General features: G+C 59.9%; 14 protein-coding genes. 9 read left to right on the top strand and 5 right to left on the bottom strand.

Features of this window, described 5'->3' with window-relative positions:
- Nucleotides 1-61: 61 nt before the first annotated feature.
- Nucleotides 62-262, bottom strand: coding sequence for a hypothetical protein (locus ABIE40_RS27770; RefSeq protein ID WP_130284494.1), 201 nt, complete (start codon nucleotides 260-262; stop codon nucleotides 62-64).
- A 130-nt stretch (nucleotides 263-392) separates the two neighbouring features.
- On the opposite strand from ABIE40_RS27770, the gene ABIE40_RS27765 reads away from it, so the two are divergent.
- Nucleotides 393-659 (top strand): hypothetical protein, encoded by a 267-nt coding sequence (locus ABIE40_RS27765; protein ID WP_130284492.1) that lies wholly within the window; start codon nucleotides 393-395, stop codon nucleotides 657-659.
- A gap of 375 nt (nucleotides 660-1,034) precedes the next feature.
- Here ABIE40_RS27765 and ABIE40_RS27760 read toward each other — a convergent pair whose 3' ends face one another.
- From ABIE40_RS27760 to ABIE40_RS27750, 3 genes are all read right to left on the bottom strand, one after another.
- Nucleotides 1,035-1,430, bottom strand: a complete 396-nt coding sequence (locus ABIE40_RS27760) for a helix-turn-helix domain-containing protein (RefSeq protein ID WP_199628647.1) — start codon at nucleotides 1,428-1,430, stop codon at nucleotides 1,035-1,037.
- Nucleotides 1,431-1,659: 229 nt separating this feature from the next.
- Nucleotides 1,660-3,624, bottom strand: a complete 1,965-nt coding sequence (locus ABIE40_RS27755; protein WP_354541192.1) for a CHASE2 domain-containing protein — start codon at nucleotides 3,622-3,624, stop codon at nucleotides 1,660-1,662.
- Nucleotides 3,624-7,277, bottom strand: a complete 3,654-nt coding sequence (locus ABIE40_RS27750; RefSeq protein ID WP_502944785.1) for a FecR domain-containing protein — start codon at nucleotides 7,275-7,277, stop codon at nucleotides 3,624-3,626. The genes ABIE40_RS27755 and ABIE40_RS27750 overlap by 1 nt, the downstream gene beginning before the upstream one ends.
- Nucleotides 7,278-7,389: 112 nt before the next feature.
- Between ABIE40_RS27750 and ABIE40_RS27745 the strand changes: the two genes are divergently transcribed.
- The 8 genes from ABIE40_RS27745 (at nucleotide 7,390) to ABIE40_RS27710 (ending at nucleotide 14,400) form a co-directional block, all read left to right on the top strand.
- Nucleotides 7,390-7,929, top strand: a complete 540-nt coding sequence (locus tag ABIE40_RS27745; RefSeq protein WP_354541003.1) for a Pycsar system effector family protein — start codon at nucleotides 7,390-7,392, stop codon at nucleotides 7,927-7,929.
- A 694-nt stretch (nucleotides 7,930-8,623) separates the two neighbouring features.
- On the top strand, nucleotides 8,624-8,863 hold the full coding sequence (locus ABIE40_RS27740) for a hypothetical protein (protein ID WP_199630024.1): 240 nt from the start codon (nucleotides 8,624-8,626) through the stop codon (nucleotides 8,861-8,863).
- On the top strand, nucleotides 8,850-9,143 hold the full coding sequence (locus ABIE40_RS27735; protein ID WP_148195336.1) for an ArsR/SmtB family transcription factor: 294 nt from the start codon (nucleotides 8,850-8,852) through the stop codon (nucleotides 9,141-9,143). Before ABIE40_RS27740 ends, ABIE40_RS27735 begins: the two co-directional genes overlap by 14 nt.
- A gap of 566 nt (nucleotides 9,144-9,709) precedes the next feature.
- On the top strand, nucleotides 9,710-9,871 hold the full coding sequence (locus ABIE40_RS27730; RefSeq protein WP_354541191.1) for an alpha/beta hydrolase: 162 nt from the start codon (nucleotides 9,710-9,712) through the stop codon (nucleotides 9,869-9,871).
- Nucleotides 9,872-10,088: 217 nt separating this feature from the next.
- Nucleotides 10,089-10,373 carry a DUF1236 domain-containing protein gene (locus ABIE40_RS27725; protein ID WP_199630025.1) on the top strand — a complete coding sequence of 95 codons (285 nt, stop codon included), beginning with the start codon at nucleotides 10,089-10,091 and terminating at the stop codon, nucleotides 10,371-10,373.
- Nucleotides 10,374-10,494: 121 nt separating this feature from the next.
- Nucleotides 10,495-11,361 carry a DUF1236 domain-containing protein gene (locus ABIE40_RS27720; protein WP_199630026.1) on the top strand — a complete coding sequence of 289 codons (867 nt, stop codon included), beginning with the start codon at nucleotides 10,495-10,497 and terminating at the stop codon, nucleotides 11,359-11,361.
- 55 nt (nucleotides 11,362-11,416) lie between these two features.
- The gene (locus ABIE40_RS27715; RefSeq protein ID WP_199630027.1) at nucleotides 11,417-11,569 is read left to right on the top strand and encodes a hypothetical protein; all 153 of its coding nucleotides are present in this window, start codon (nucleotides 11,417-11,419) and stop codon (nucleotides 11,567-11,569) included.
- Between the two features lie 587 nt (nucleotides 11,570-12,156).
- Nucleotides 12,157-14,400 (top strand): methyl-accepting chemotaxis protein, encoded by a 2,244-nt coding sequence (locus ABIE40_RS27710; protein ID WP_199630028.1) that lies wholly within the window; start codon nucleotides 12,157-12,159, stop codon nucleotides 14,398-14,400.
- Nucleotides 14,401-14,796: 396 nt separating this feature from the next.
- Here ABIE40_RS27710 and ABIE40_RS27705 read toward each other — a convergent pair whose 3' ends face one another.
- The gene (locus ABIE40_RS27705; protein WP_112720320.1) at nucleotides 14,797-14,991 is read right to left on the bottom strand and encodes a hypothetical protein; all 195 of its coding nucleotides are present in this window, start codon (nucleotides 14,989-14,991) and stop codon (nucleotides 14,797-14,799) included.
- Between the last annotated feature and the right edge of the window lie 85 nt (nucleotides 14,992-15,076).

The following is a 15,076-nucleotide window of genomic DNA, read 5'->3' as shown; positions in this document are numbered from 1 at the left end:
TCTCACCAACTGGCGCCCCAACCTTGTCGCGAGCTTCCATCGGTTCTCAGCGTAGGTACTTCTACGCTACCTTCGACGAAAGGGCGTCGGCGATCTCAGCGGCTTCCATCCGTGCAGAAGTCTTGTAGGGATAGTGGCTCCAACACCACCATTCCTCACGCTCGCCTTTCCCGAAGCCGAACCCCGCCCAATCCCCACAACTGCATTTGCGGGCGACGAGGGTAGGGGCACGCTGCAGCGTGGGACGGTCGAGGTCACTCATTGCGTTCTTCCTTGTGCTGTTGCCGTGGGCCCCAGAGGCAGCCAAGCTTCATTGGAAAATCTTATGTTCCCATTTTGTTCTTTCTGGGATATATGTCAACTGGACTTGCCGATACTCAAGGGAGTGCGATGTGGCGAAGAAGCTGACTCTATCGACAATCAATCGGGGCTGGCCTCATCAGATCGCGCTCTTGAAAGCATTGTCGGAAGGCAGTTTGGCAGACGAGCAAGCGCTTTACTGCAACCGTCTGTTACGCTGCAGTGTCATCCCATCGGTGACGTCCAACGGGCAGATTTTCAATATCCATTGTTTCGCCACGCGAGCGGGAGCTTCTGCATTCATGTCGAAATTCGGTGGAGAGTGGTTCGACCCTGCACGGCGTGGCCGTGGCGAGTAGGTCGACCGCTGGATCCGGACATCCGTCGGGGACCACGGTATGACTGAGCTTAAAGATATTGCCGTTGAGCAGGTGAGGTCAGCATCCGGCGCCGCAAGCCGACGCATGCAGCCATCCTCCTTCCTGGAAATGCTCTGCCGCCTTCGATGACGCCTAACCAGGTGTAAGCTCTCACTGCAATGACAGCTCATTCCCTGCTGGAACACTCGAAGGAATTCGAGGGCGCGTGCGATGACTACCAAGCCTGGTATCTGGATCGCTCGACTTAGGCTGATCGCGTCGCTGGAGTTCTCCAGTCGCGGTTGTCAAGCACGTCGCAGCTGGCATCGCAGGTCAGGCTTATGGTTCTCTCGAGGTCGTGCGAGCCTGCGCATGTCACTCGTCGTCATTGCTGGCAAGGGTCTTTACCAGCGCTATCAACGAGCGTCTCACGCCGGCATCTTTGATCCTGATGAACGCCTGGTTCAACGCAATACCTTCAGCTGTTCCAATCATGTCTTCTATCGCAGATGACCCGACCGCCCCGTGTCGGTTTTCCTCCTCTTCGCCAAAGAGCCAGGCTGGAGTCGTCCCAAGAATATTGGCAATCTGCTGCAGACGGCTGGAGCCGATCCTGTTTGTGCCCTTTTCGTACTTCTGGACCTGTTGAAATGTGATGTCCAACTTGTCGGCTAAGCTGGTCTGTGACATGCCGAGAAGCTTTCTGCGGGTTCGTACACGGGTTCCGACGGCAACATCGATATGAGAGGGAATAGCGGGAATTTTCGGCATGACTTTCCTGGAGAGTTGGTGTGCAACGGTTGCACTAGCGAGCGTGCGCTGTCCATGCTTTTCAGCTGGGTCGGACCATAGTCTGATTTATGAAACAAATCGAGCAGCTCAGGAGACCAGAGAGCGGCAATGACGGTATGGCCACCCCCCCGATTTGTTCTTTCAGGAAGAAGCCGGTCCCGGCATTCGCGTTGCGCGGCGATGTTTGGGCCGCTGTCTGCTCTACGGCTCAAGTCGAAGTAAATCGCATAAGAGCGTAATAGCCCGAAAGTTCCGGGATCATCGCCGCCATCACGTCGAAGCGGGGATCGTCCTCGACCAGTTCGCCGGCATATTTCGCCTGCAGGAACAGCGCGTGGGCGGCGAGCGCATCGTCATTGGCCCGGTGCAGAATGGTGAAGACAGGGGCAGGGACGGTCTTGCCCTTGACGATGACGCGGTCGAGCTCGGCGATCGTGTATCTGCCGCTGACCAGGAATGCCGTGGTCTCGCCGAGCAGAAGCGCGACGCCATAATTCTTCGAGGCGCCCTCCAGCCGTGAGGCAAGGTTGACGCTGTCGCCGAGGCAGGAATAGTCGAAGCGGCGGGTGGAGCCCATATTGCCGACGACGCATTCGCCGGTATTGATGCCGACGCCCATCTTCAGCACATGCAGCGGCGTACCAAAGGCCTTGGCTTCGGCTTCCAGCTCGCGATTGAGCTTGGTGATCTCCTCCTGCATCGCCAGCGATGCGGTGACGGCATGCATGGCATGATCGGGGTCGTCGAGTGGGGCGTTCCAGAAGGCCATGATGCAATCGCCCATATATTTGTCGATCGTGCCGCCATGGTTCATCACCACTTCGGACAGCGGCGTCAGTAGCCGGTTGATCAGTGTCGTTAGCTGCTCCGGATCGTCCTTCATCGTCTCGGCGATGGTCGTGAAGCCGCGCACATCCGAAAACAGCACCGAGAGCGTGCGCCGCTCGCCACCGAGCTTCAGCTGCGAGGGGTCTTCCGTCAGCCGCTTGACGAGTTCCGGCGAGATATATTGCGAGAAGGCGCGGGTGATCTGCTGCTTGTTGCGCCGCTCCTCGGCGAAGTCGAAGGCAGCCTGGCCGAAGGCGACGGCGATATAGGCGATCGACGGGCCGAGTGGCGAGACGAAGACATGGCCGAAGCGGATGCCGGCGAAGCTTGCGGCAGCGAAGACACCGATCGCGGCAATCGCGGCTGCGAGCGTCAGCCAGCTGGTGGAGCGCCAGACCGTTGCCGCCGCGAGGATCGCCGCGACGAGGATCGCCAGTGCCACCAGCGGCAGCGCGCCCCTGGCGATATAGAAGCGATGGACGATATTGTCGTAGATCGTTGCCTGGATCTCGACGCCAGCCACCAGCTTGCCGGTGTGGACGGTATAGGGTGTCGCAAAGGTATCGGCGCCGCCCTTGTCGATCTCGGGTGCGTTCTGCAGGCTGAGGCCGACGAGCACAACGCGATTCCTGAAGAAATCAGGGGGCAGGAAAGTCGGCGGATCGAGCGCCTGATAATAGGAGACCGTCGGGTAGCTGCGGGCCGGGCCGAAGGACTGGATCATTGCGCCCGCGGGCGGCATCGCAGCCGCCTTTCCCGCGGCGGCCGCCAGCATCACGGCAAAGCCGTCGCGATAGGCGGGAATGGTGCGGAAGGTGCCGTCGCCGCCAAGCTCGATCGAGGCGATGCCGGTTCTGGCACCGGCGGCCGTGAACTGCGGCATCGGCGTGGTGCGGATCAGCTGGTCGGCCTGCGGCGACTGGATCAGCGTTTCATCACCGGCGAGCACCAGATCGGGTAGGGAGGCTGCGGTGATTGCCGCGTCATTCTCGGGAGACGAGGGCTCGGCCATAATGATGTCGAGACCGATCGCCTTGGCGCCGGCGGCCCGCAGCTCCTTGATCAGGTCGGCATGCAGGCGGCGCGGCCAGGGCCATTGCGCGTTGATCTGCGCCAGCGCTGGTTCGTCGATCGCGACGATGACGGGCGCGTCCTCGGGCGGAAGGGGATCGTCGACGGTCGACAGATAATCGAAGCTCCGGAGCTCGAGCAGCGACCACGCGGGCAGCCGCGATAGAAACGAAATCGCCACCAGCGTCGCCAGCACCAGCACGGCAAGCCTGACCGGCCGGCTGCTGAACGGCCAGCCGGGAGCGCGGATGGACTGGCGGGGATTGGAGCGCATCAGAAGCGGATCTTCAGGCTGCCCTTGACCGCACGCCCCCAGCCCGGCACGCCGGGCGCAACCTCGAAATCCTCGTCGAGAAGATTGAAGGCAGAGGCTTCGAGGGCGAAACGCTTGTCGAGCGGTTCCCATATGAGATTGGCGTCGAGCGTCCAGTAGTCGTCAAGGCGATCTGCGCCACCGAGGCCGCCGTCGCCCTGGCGTTCACCGATGTAGTTTGCCGCGACCGTCGCCTTGACGTTCGCTTCGTTGACCCAGGTGAGGGCGAGCTGACCGCTCCTCTGGGGAATGTAGGGCAGGGCATCACCGAAGCCGGCGCTGCTCGTATCTTCATTCTTGGAGTGGGAATAGGCGACAGTTGCGGAAACGCCGAAGCCGTGGGCGAGCGCAACGTTGGCTGTTGCGCTGACACGATCGATATTTGCCTTGCTGATGGTGAGGCCACCAGGCAGATAGGGCAGAAAGGGACCCGCTACCGGATAGGCCAGATCGAGGTCGCGAATTTCCTGATGTTGGTATTCGATGCTGGTGAACAGCCTATCGGTCCACTGCGCATCCCATTGGAGCGCGATCGTGTCCGTATAGCCGTCAATGCCGGAATAGGGTTGATTGGACTGAATACCGACGACACCGATCGGTGACAAGGTCGGCGAGCCCATGTCGTAGCTCTGGCGCATGAAGGCCGCTCGCAGCCATTGACCGTCGAGCGGTGCCCAGGCGACGCCGAAACGCGGCTCCAGTCTCGCGACATCCGTCGAGCCGCCGTCCATGACTGTGCCGAAAAGCGCGTATTCCGCCTTGAGGCTTGGGGTAATCTCGTGAAGCAGATCGACATAGACCCGACCGATGCCGATCCGCTCATCGACCGAAGTGAAAAATGGGTCGGTAGCTCTTACGTCGGCAAAGCCGCCCTCGATGCCGTAGCGCCAGGTCAGATCTTCGACGCCATACAGATGATTGATCGCTGCCACATAGTTGCGCTGCACGCTGTCGGCGATGCGCACTAACGGCGGAGCGACGAGCTCCTGTTCAACGTTTTGTTCGGCACTCGTGTAGAAGAATGCGGCATTGACAACATTGCGATCGCCGAATGTGTGGCTCCAGCCCAGACCGGCCGCCGTTGACTTCGTATCGATGTCGTCGCTCTCAGTGTAGCCCACAGTGGGGAAGCTGATTGACTGATCCAGCCGGCTGTCGGAGTGATTGGCGTAGAGAACAAAGCGGTCGTCCGGATTGGGCGTCGCGGTCAGATATCCGTTGCCGGACAAATTACGAATGTCTCCGTCAAAGCTGCCTGGGCCACTGAAAATTGCGGGACTGGTCAGGAACGGACCATAATCGCCGCCATACGGCGTCTGCACCCACGTCAAGTTCAGATACCCGCTCACCGGGAACGGGGCATTGGCAAAACCCTGCAGTTCCGCTTCACCCGTCGGCTTCGTCTCGCCAGCCGAATTGATAAAGCCCGCGCCAAGCGACCCTTCAAGAAAAGGCCGCCGCAGGAGGTTGGCAGAGCGGGAGCGGCCGGACAGCATGTGCGGATCGAGCAGCAGACCCTGCAAGAGCGCCGAGAAGCTGTTCGAGTTCAGCTTGTAGAGATCGATCTCGTCGTCGAAGATTTCGGTATTGGCGAAGGGGCGGATATTGCCGCGGATCGACTGGTCGACATAGCCGCTGCCGGCGAAGGGGTCGAAGACGGCATCGCCATAGTAGCGGCCCCAGGCGTTGAGGCCGCGCAGGCGGAAGGCGTTGTTCAGCGTCGAGCCGGCATCCTGATTGGCGCCGAGCGAGCCGTAATGGCCGCCGCGGGCCTTGGAGCGGCGCAGGAATTCCTGGGCGTTCTCAAGCGCGCCGTCCGGATCGTAGTCGTCGATCGCGACGGCGGTGCGGAAGGACGAGATCACCGGATCATTCTTGTCCAGCCGGTCGGCATTATCCAGCGCTTGTTCCGAGAGGACGCGGTCGCCTTTTTCGTAGTGGCCGGCGGCGAGCATCAGCTGCGCCTGCGAATGCGCCGGATTGGCGGTCGAGGATGCGAGCAGATCGTCGATCGCCTTGTCCATCTCGCCCATCTGCAGATAGTAGCGGCCGCGGGCGAGAAGGGCGATGTCGAAGGCCGGGTCGGCGGCGAGCGCGAGGTCGATCTCGTGCTTGGCTTCCTTCATCCGCGATTGGTCGAGATAGAGAATTGCCAGATTGGCGTGGCCGATCGGATCGTCGGGATCGAGCTCGATCGCTTTCTTCAGCGCGGCTTCGGCTTCGCGCGAGGCGCCGCGGGCATCCTGCAGCAGACCGAGGTCGTTCCAGGCCATGGATGAGCCGGGCGCCACTTCGATCGCTGCGTTCAAGTCGGCGAGAGCGCCTTCGAGATCGCCCTGATAATCTGCGCGCATGCGGGCGCGGGCCTGCAGGGCGTTCGGATCCTGCGGGTCGATCGCAAGCGAGCGGGCGATGGCATCTTGCATCTGGACGCGGTCGTTGATCAGAAGCGCGAGCTGGGCGCGCAGCGCCGGAAGCGTCGAGTCGTCAGGGTAGCGCGCTTCGGCTTGCTTCATCGTGGCGATCGCTGCCGGGATGTCTTCGAGGAAGCCTGCCGTATAGGCCTTCATCACCGCGGCGTAGGGGCCGGTGACGCTCGCCGGCGGCTTCTCGTTTCGGGAGGGATCGCGGAGCGACCGGGCGTAATAGCCGCCGTAAGCGGCGATGCCGCGGCGCAGCGGATCGAGGGAGCGTTCGGCGCTGGCAAAGAGTTTTGCCGCATCGTCATAGCGCTTCTCGGCACCGGCGATCAGCGCCTCGATGAGATCGGCGCGGGCGCGCTGGGAGGCCGAGAGACGGGAGGCGCGGGCCTGCGCCAAGGATTCCAGCGCTTTCCTGCGGCCATCGAGCGAGAGCTGCACTTCGGCAAGCGTCAGCCAGTCCTCGGCGTTGCGGGCGCCGGGCGCTTTGGCCTCGATGCGGCCGCGCTCGCTGCGCATCTTCTGCACCGGAAGCGGCGAGGCGGGCATGAAGGTGAAGCCGCTGCGCAGCGTCAGATAGAAGAGCATCTGCTCGCGATCATCCGGCGTGACGATGACGAGCTTGCGCGGCGCCTGGCCGATTGTGGCGACGGCGCCTTCGCCCTCCGCCACCTGGACGCTGCCATAGTCGTTCTTCAGCTCGACCTGTCCCTCGAGCACGATCAGCGAGGTCTGGTCGCCCTTGACGGTCAGCGTCCAGTCCGTGCCGCGGATAGCGGCGGCCGCAGCCGGGGTCTCGACCGTCAGCCCCGTGCCGCCGCGCTGGGCGCGGGCCCACATGGTACCGGATTGCAGGTTGAGGATCGTGTCGCCGTCGCGCGCCATCTTCTTGACCTGCAGCGCCGAATTGCGGCCGAGGCGAACCTGGGTGCGGTCGGCAAAGAGGATGGCGAGCTGGCCGGATGCATTGGTGCGCAGCACGTCGCCGCCGAGCAGATCCTGGTGCAGGTCGACATTCTGCCAGTTCGACAGATCGACGAAGCGGACTTCCTCGCCCATCTTGCGGTCGATGACGGAACCGGCTGCCGGTTCGGCGCGCAAAACAGGGTCGGCCGCTGCCGGCCGCGCAACAAAAGACGCCGCCACAGTCAACGCCATCACGGCGGACATGGAATTCGTAAATCTACCCCTCATAGAAAGGCGTTTGTCTTTGGCGTGGCCAAAAGTCAAGCAGAGTTCCACTTATGCTCTTGCTTTGGTTGTGAAGTGTAATATCAGGGAAACACTTTGCGGCGGAGGTAAGTGCGTGGCGGATTTCGAAAGTGCGACTGAACTGATGACGAGCGATCCTTCGACAGAGGATATCGGATCGGAATATTTCGATCATATCAAGAAGATAAACGACATCTTCTACGATCAGATCAAGATATCCGATCAGAAGGCGGCTTACATCTTCACCTTCATGCTTGCCTTTCTCGTCAGCTCCAGCGAGGTACGCGCGGTCTTTACATGGACGCGCTATGCCGACGGAAACCTGCAGCACATTCTGTTCTCCGGTCTGCTTGCAGCGGCGTCCGTCTTCTCGATCCTGTCAGCGATCCTGGTGGTGCTGCCGCGCCATCTCACCAAGTCCACCTCGCTGTTCTGGGGCACCTGGGGCGAGCACCGGCAGCTCTTCTGGGACGCGGCGACACGGCGCGACGAGCGCTATCTCTTCGCCGAATATCTCGACAATGCCGATATTCTCTCCACCATTGCGCGCGGCAAGTATCGTTGCGTCACACTCGCGTTTCGCGGACTGATGGTAACCGTCATCGCTTATGTGCTGCTTCTGATCGCCGGGTGAGGGTGAAACTCACACCCAATCTCTCTCGATAAAATCAATTTCGAAGAAAGGCTCCTTCTGGTCTTAAACCGTATCTGTGTGCTGCCTCGACGCTTCGGCTGCACGACACGTCCCAGCCGGCATCGGCAGCGAGTTGCTTAACAGCAATGTCCCGCAGGTGAGGGCATCGATGGATTAGACCGCGCCGCGAACGAATGATTAGGACGCGGTTTCCGGTGAATTTCGGATCGTTTCCGGAACACGCTCTGGGGCGAGGGTAAAAGAGCTCTCAGTCGCCCGCGCCACAAACTGTGGCGAGCAGAGCGCACGCGCGGGCAATCAGGCAGACGGCGAGCCGCTGCTAGGCTCTGCAAGAATTTTCGCCTTATCGAAGCGCTGACAGCATCCGCGCGTCGCGGAGATCTCGCGGAACTTTTTCACATGGCGCTCATTCATATGGGACGCTGGAGAAATAAAATGTTCGCCCTTCTGACAATACTGACAGTCCTTATCGCGACCATGTTTGTGGGACTGGTAGCCTCGACCTTGAGAGAATTGCGCAACGAAAGCGCTGATCCAGGCGAAAGAGCGCTCTGGAAGACGAGCCGCTAAGCTCGACTTCGATCTTCGGTACGATCTCCGCTGGCAATTGACTGCAGTCGCCCTATCTGAAAGTCAGGCGGTACCATTTCCGGTCCTTCCGTGGAGGAATAGTATGGACCGACCAGAGCTCGAAACGGAAAAGTTCTACTGGGCTCGCCGACGAGGCAGCAGCCGCACCGAGATAGTCATGGTTTCATCCCTTTTCGGCGGAGAGCGCGAATTTTGGACTGTCGCGGTGATGGGCTCTGAAAGCCACGCGATGCTTGATAACTTTGAGTTCTTCTCCGCCGTTGATTGTCCGGCTGGTCTCCACTACAGTCCCTCCCTTCAGGATCTTGATGATCGACATTAATCCCGATCAGCGCGCCTTGTTCCGGGCGCTACTTTCCCATCCCCTGAAGCTTAGGCTCGCTAAGGCGGTATCGGAAGGCGAATTACGTGCCGAGCAGATTGTTCGGCTTTGCGACCGGAGCCGATCGACTGCAACCGCTCATCTTCGCGAGCTGCGCAAGGCCGGCCTGATCAGGACGCGGAGATGCGGCCGAACAGTATTCTACCATTGTGCCTCCGAAGAGATTAGATCTTGGATCGACAGCTTCCAGCCAGACTCCTTGGATCGACAGCCTGTATGACCGCATTAACCGAGGTCGTCATGGGCCTTCTCCAATCGGCAGCGGCAGCGGTGTGACAGCCGGAGAGCGGCCTGTCGGTCGCAGTGCCCCGCCTGATCGACAAGCAGCTTCGTTGCACGAGATCTGTGGTTCATTCCCTCGCATTCAAAGCAGCCAACCTCAGTTTGCAAAGTCGCTCGCTCTCCTCCCGGAGATGCCGCTCTTCTTTTGCGGCGTCTGCTACAATCTTGTTCGTGCGTTCGAAGGCCGCTGAACGCTGTTGCACGGCCAGCGTCTTCCTGATCCTCGTTACCATGACAGCCATTCGTGAAGGTTTCCTCAGATGTGGGGAAATTGAGAGGGCGCTTCAACGGCTTCGGGCCCCGTGTCCGGGAGCGTATGGCCAGCCTTTCTTCTTTGCGGAGGCGCTGCATGTACGCCATCTACGATCTGCCACCCGTCATCACGTGGACTTCCGCAGCGGTATCCGCCGGCGTCTGCGTGACGGCTTATGTGTGGGGTGAGACGACTGCTCCCTTCCTTGAGGTCGAGCGCCGTCGGGCCATTCCGCAACCTCCAGGATCGTTATGTCATCGCTCGACCACCTCGTCATCTTCCTGCATGGCATCGGCGCGTCTGGCGGGCAGCTCATGCCGCTGGCCAAATCATGGCGCGTCAGTCTGCCGAAAACGCGGATCGCTGCCCCAGACGCTCCCCTGCATCACTGGCGCGGCCACCAGTGGTTTTAGGGGACGGCAATCCCCTTGAACCAGCGAATGTCATGGCCGCGCGTGAAGCATTTGACGAACTGATGAACGAGGCGGACCTTCGTTCCAAACGGCGAATTGCAGAGGCATCGGACTAAGGTCGAATTGACCCCGGACTGAGGTCCGGGGTCTGGAACGAGTGCGCGGTGAGAAGGTTTGGCCTCCCGGTGGAACGGTCCATCAAAAAGGAGGAAACATCATGAATATCAGAGGAGCAATCGCCGCCGCCGCGCTTATGACTTCGAGCGTTGCATTTGCACAGTCGGCCATGCCGTCGGAGAAGGTAATCACCTTCGTCCAAAAGGCTCCTGCTCCCGAGGAACGCGTGGTTGTCAAGGAGAAGATCGTTGTCGGACAGGCTCTTCCTGACACCGTCGTGGTGACGCCGATCCCCGACGAAACTGGCTATGCCTACGCCATCGTCAACGATGAGCGCGTGAGCGTCGAACCTTCCACCCGGAAGGTCATCCAGGTCATCCAGTAAGACAGTTCCGCCGTGATCGTCGGGCGGCGACAGCCGTCTACCATCAACAAGTGGCCACGCCTGCCGCGACACAAGCATTCGTTACGGCCGGCGCTGCCTCTTAGAATTTGGAGATTATGTCATGAAACGAACCCATCTCGCCGCTGTGCTGGCCGCGTTATCTCTAAGCGTTTCGCCGTTAGCGACCACTCCGGCCGCCGCACAAAGCGGCACGAAAACGCAGTCAGGCGCTCAATCCGGTTCCCAGTCAGGCGCGACCTCGACCAATGCCGTCTCTGGGTCCCAGTCAAGTCAGTCGGATGCCGGCTCGCATGCCTCCGGCACGGATTGCACTCCCGACGCGTCAGGCGCATGTCCGCAAACCAACGAACAATCCAAGCAGAAGATCGACGAAGGGTCCGATGGGCAGAAGAGCAGGACAAAGCATTCGACCGATGGTGCAAGCGGAACTGAGCTCGGGAAACCCTCTGCGGACATGAAGAAGACGTCCGCGTCGCAAGACGCCTCCAGCGGCACGACGGCCGAGCAGAAGGCGAAGTCTGGCACCAACGACGCGGCGACGGACGCGAATAGCAACACCACAAAAAGCTCCACCACATCTGGCACGAGCCCTCAAGGTGGTGACGCTTCCAGGAGTTCTGCCGAACAGAGCACCTCCACTCATAAGTCAACCGAGACAAACGTCAATAACGGGACGACAAGCAACGAGACGACCAAATCCAAGACCAACGTCAACGTAACCGTCGAACAGCGCACCGAAATCCGCCAGGTGATCCAGGAAGTTCACGTTGCACCGGTCAAAGAAGTCGACTTCACGGTGTCCGTCGGCACCACTATCCCCAAGCGGGTTCACCTTGAGAGGCTGCCGCCGCGAATAGTGAAGATCGTACCGGCGTATGACGGCTACCGCTTCTTCCTCCTTGCGGACGGCCGGATCGTCATCGTCGATCCAGACGCGCTGACGATCGTCTACATCATCGAGGCCTAGCAGGTAGTACCCGGCGGCGTCACCTTGCGCCGTCGGGGCCGCTGGAGGAATGTCCATGATCTACGGTGAAGAAAAATCATCAGGTATCGGTTTCCCGTTAATCGTCATTGTCATCGCTATCGCCTGCGTCTGTGGGGGCCTGGTGCTGACGACGGAGCGCCCGTCGCCCGCTCGCGTCTTCGTCCCCGCGGCTGGCATATCACCGTGATAGGATATTAACACGAAGAGCATCAGACCCAAATCCGAGTTGATGAGGGATGCCTGACCAGCTTACCGTGGAGCATGATCATTGGCCGATAACGTCACCCTATGTGCGATAACAAAGGCGAGCGGCGATCCCATGACGAGGACCGCTCGCCGCGCGCGTTTACAAAGCGCTGTCGAACTTTGGGCGACGATCTACCCGGGGTCCCGCGCTCCGATTTTCTCGTTTTCTACGTGATCGGCGCGACTGTTGCGCACCCGCCGTTGAGCTTTTGGAAAGAAGGCATCCGGTGACAGCGGCCTAATCGTTGTGATGTCGGAGCTTACGAGTCTCGCCTGAGAGTAAGCGTCCTCGTAGACAGGGTGCCTCGCACCGGCGACGCAACACACGTGTCGGCATCGAAGGGCTGGAAACTGAGATCGTCCTCGACAGATGGCGACGTTGGTCTCAAAGCCTGCTGCCACATCGATCGGAAATTCCCTCCCAAGTGGCTGGAGAAGCAATTCACCTAGTGAGAAATTGTAGTCCCGGTTCAGAAATCGTTTTCGTTTTCATCTCAGTGATGTCTGTCACGTATAAGGACGGTCAATATGTCGGATGTGAACATCAAGCGGCCCTTGTGGCTCACGATCACGGCCTGCGGTTTCGCAGCGGTTCTGTTTTCAAGCATCGCAATTGGAGGAAGTGCCTGGTATCGGCAATCGGTCGCCGTTGACGAAGCCCTTCACCGCGAGGCAGCAGGAGACCTTTCCCTCATTCAGACCGATATGGCTGCTCAGCAGAAGGCCGCCTCGGCGTTGGCTATCGCGCTCGCTGGAGAGCCTGAGACGGCGACATTGGTTAAAGGCGGCGACAAGGACAAGATAATCGCCCGCTATGTCTCCGCGATGTCGGCGATCAAAGACGCCGGCGGCCTTCAAAACATTACCTTCATCGATGCGAAGGGCATCGCGCTCGCGCGAATTCATTCACCGGACAAGTTTGGCGACGATATGACCGGCCGGCGGAAGACCGTCGTGGAGGCGCTAGCGAGCGGAAAGCTTGTTGCAGGGATCGAGCCCGGTCGGACGGCGGTCTCGATGTTCGCATCTGCGCCGGTCGTTGCCGATGGAAAGACGGTCGGGGTCGTCGATGTCGGCACGGGGCTCACGAACGACTATTTCAATGCGATTGCCGACCGGATCGACGGCGCGATCACCGTTTACATTCTTAATGACGACAAACTGGCGGTCCAAGCCTCGACGGGTTCGAAATCCAAGCTCTCTGCCGAAGAACTCAAGGCGGCAATGGATGGAGTGTTCAGCCCACGGGAGGTCGCCGACGGTGAGACGACAGTGGTCGTCAATGCCGTGCCGTTCAAGAACTTTTCGGGGCAAACCATTGGTGTACTGGAGGTGGCGTCAAACGTCACCGACGTCGCTTCAAATGCGCAGGCCGCCCTCCTGACGACTGTCTTGGGTACGGTTCTTGTCGCAATCATTTCTTTGCTCGGTTTCTATTTCTTTGCGCGCTCACTTGCCGGGGTGCTCGCCAGGCTAACCGCAACCATGTCGAGGCTGGCCAATGGCGATCTCGCTGTGTCGATCGAAGGAACCACGCGCCGGGACGAAGTCGGCGCAATGGCGCATGCGGTGCAGATCTTCAAGGACAATGCGATCCGCACCCTTCAGTTAGAGGAAGATGCGGACCACCAGCGCAAAGTTTCGGATCAGGAGCGCCGCCAGATCGCTGAACGCGACCAATTAAGGGCGGAAGCCATGGCTCAAGCGACCGAAGGTCTGGCACGCGGCCTGGAGAAACTTGCTTCGGGCGATCTCGGCGTTTGTCTTGTTGATCGATTTGCCGACGAGTTCGAAAGCCTTCGTGTCGACTTCAATCGCGCGGTCGAGCAGCTGCGCTCGACGTTGGCGGCGGTCGCAACATCCACGAGCTCCATCGAAAGTGGCTCGCGGGAAATCAGCCAGAGCGCCGACGATCTTTCGAGACGGACAGAGCAGCAGGCAGCTTCGCTTGAAGAAACGGCAGCAGCGCTGGACGAGATCACGGTTAATGTAGCGAATTCGTCGAAGCGCGCAGATGAGGCGCGCTCGATCGCGATCCAGGCAAACAGCAGCGCCAGCCAGTCGGGCGATGTTGTCCGTAATGCGGTCCAGGCGATGAGCAAAATTGAGAAATCGTCGAGTGAAATTTCCAACATCATCGGCGTCATCGATGAGATTGCTTTCCAGACGAATCTCCTCGCGCTCAACGCCGGCGTCGAAGCTGCTCGCGCGGGCGAAGCGGGGAAAGGCTTTGCGGTTGTCGCGCAGGAAGTCCGCGAACTGGCGCAGCGCTCTGCCAAGGCCGCAAAGGAGATCAAGGAGCTCATCCGTGCATCCGGTGACGACGTTCAGGACGGTGTCCAGCTCGTCAGTGCAGCTGGTGACGCGCTCGAGAGTATCCAAGCCTACATCGTCAGCATGAACACCCATATGGATGCCATTGCTACTTCCGCCCGTGAGCAATCGGTCGGCCTGGCGGAGGTGAACACCGCTGTCAATCAAATGGATCAGGTGACACAGCAGAATGCAGCTATGGTCGAAGAGGCAAATGCCGCCGGTGCTACACTTGCCGCAGAATCCGCGAAACTGAAGTCTTTGGTAGGACAGTTCCGCTTGTCCGACGCCCCTGCGGCAACGGTCAGCATGGTTCAAGCCGCAAGGGTCATCACGGAACCAAGCGTCCGAGCTGTTGCCTCGCCAATACGAGCGATGACGGACAGAGTGGCCCGATCGTTTGGGGGTGGTCGCACCGCAACGGTGGTCGCTCCTGATCAGAACTGGGAAGAATTTTGATCGTCGTACCTCCCACTGCTCTAATATCGCCGACGCTGACGAGCGTCGGCCGATGTAATAATTACCAGAGCGGGCTCAGTAAACGTCTTTAGGAAGCTGATGGCGTTGGCGAGTTGTCAGCGATGTGGCCGCATTCACCAGGGTATGCGCAATCATAAAGGTCGACGACATCCGTCAACCTCTACCCTCCTCGTGTCGAGCGTATCCAGTGAACAAAACAATGTTCTCTGACATGTGCGGGACGATGCCGGACTTGTTTCCGGTTGAAAATGCCTGGAAGTGGGTGCCGACGTGCGTGGCTTCCGCGACCTGGCGCTTTAAGTGGATCGTTGAGAACGATGAGTTGTCGGGCTTGACCAACAGCGGCGCGGCCCGCCAAAAATCATGATCATTTCTTCACCGGTGGTAGCCGCGTAGCGTCAGGCAGGCCTTGTCCGTTATCCCTGGTTCTGGATGGTGGAAAATGACCGTGGTGTCTTTGCAAGGCCTGACGATCACGTCGAACAGAAGACCGGCGACACTCTTGTAGACGGCAGCCTTCTGGTCGTCCGTGATCTGATGAAGCTTCTGCTCCCGCCGACCTTCTACCACTGCTATTGCCGACGATCTCACTCACGCCTCAGGGGTAATGTCACGGTTCATAGGGCTACTATCGTCGCGACAATCGATCTCCGGA

Origin of the sequence: Rhizobium sp. OAE497 (genome assembly GCF_040546565.1) — a bacterium.
GTDB lineage: Bacteria > Pseudomonadota > Alphaproteobacteria > Rhizobiales > Rhizobiaceae > Rhizobium.
Note: the sequence above shows the minus strand (reverse complement) of the source record. Positions and strands in the feature narration are given on the sequence as shown.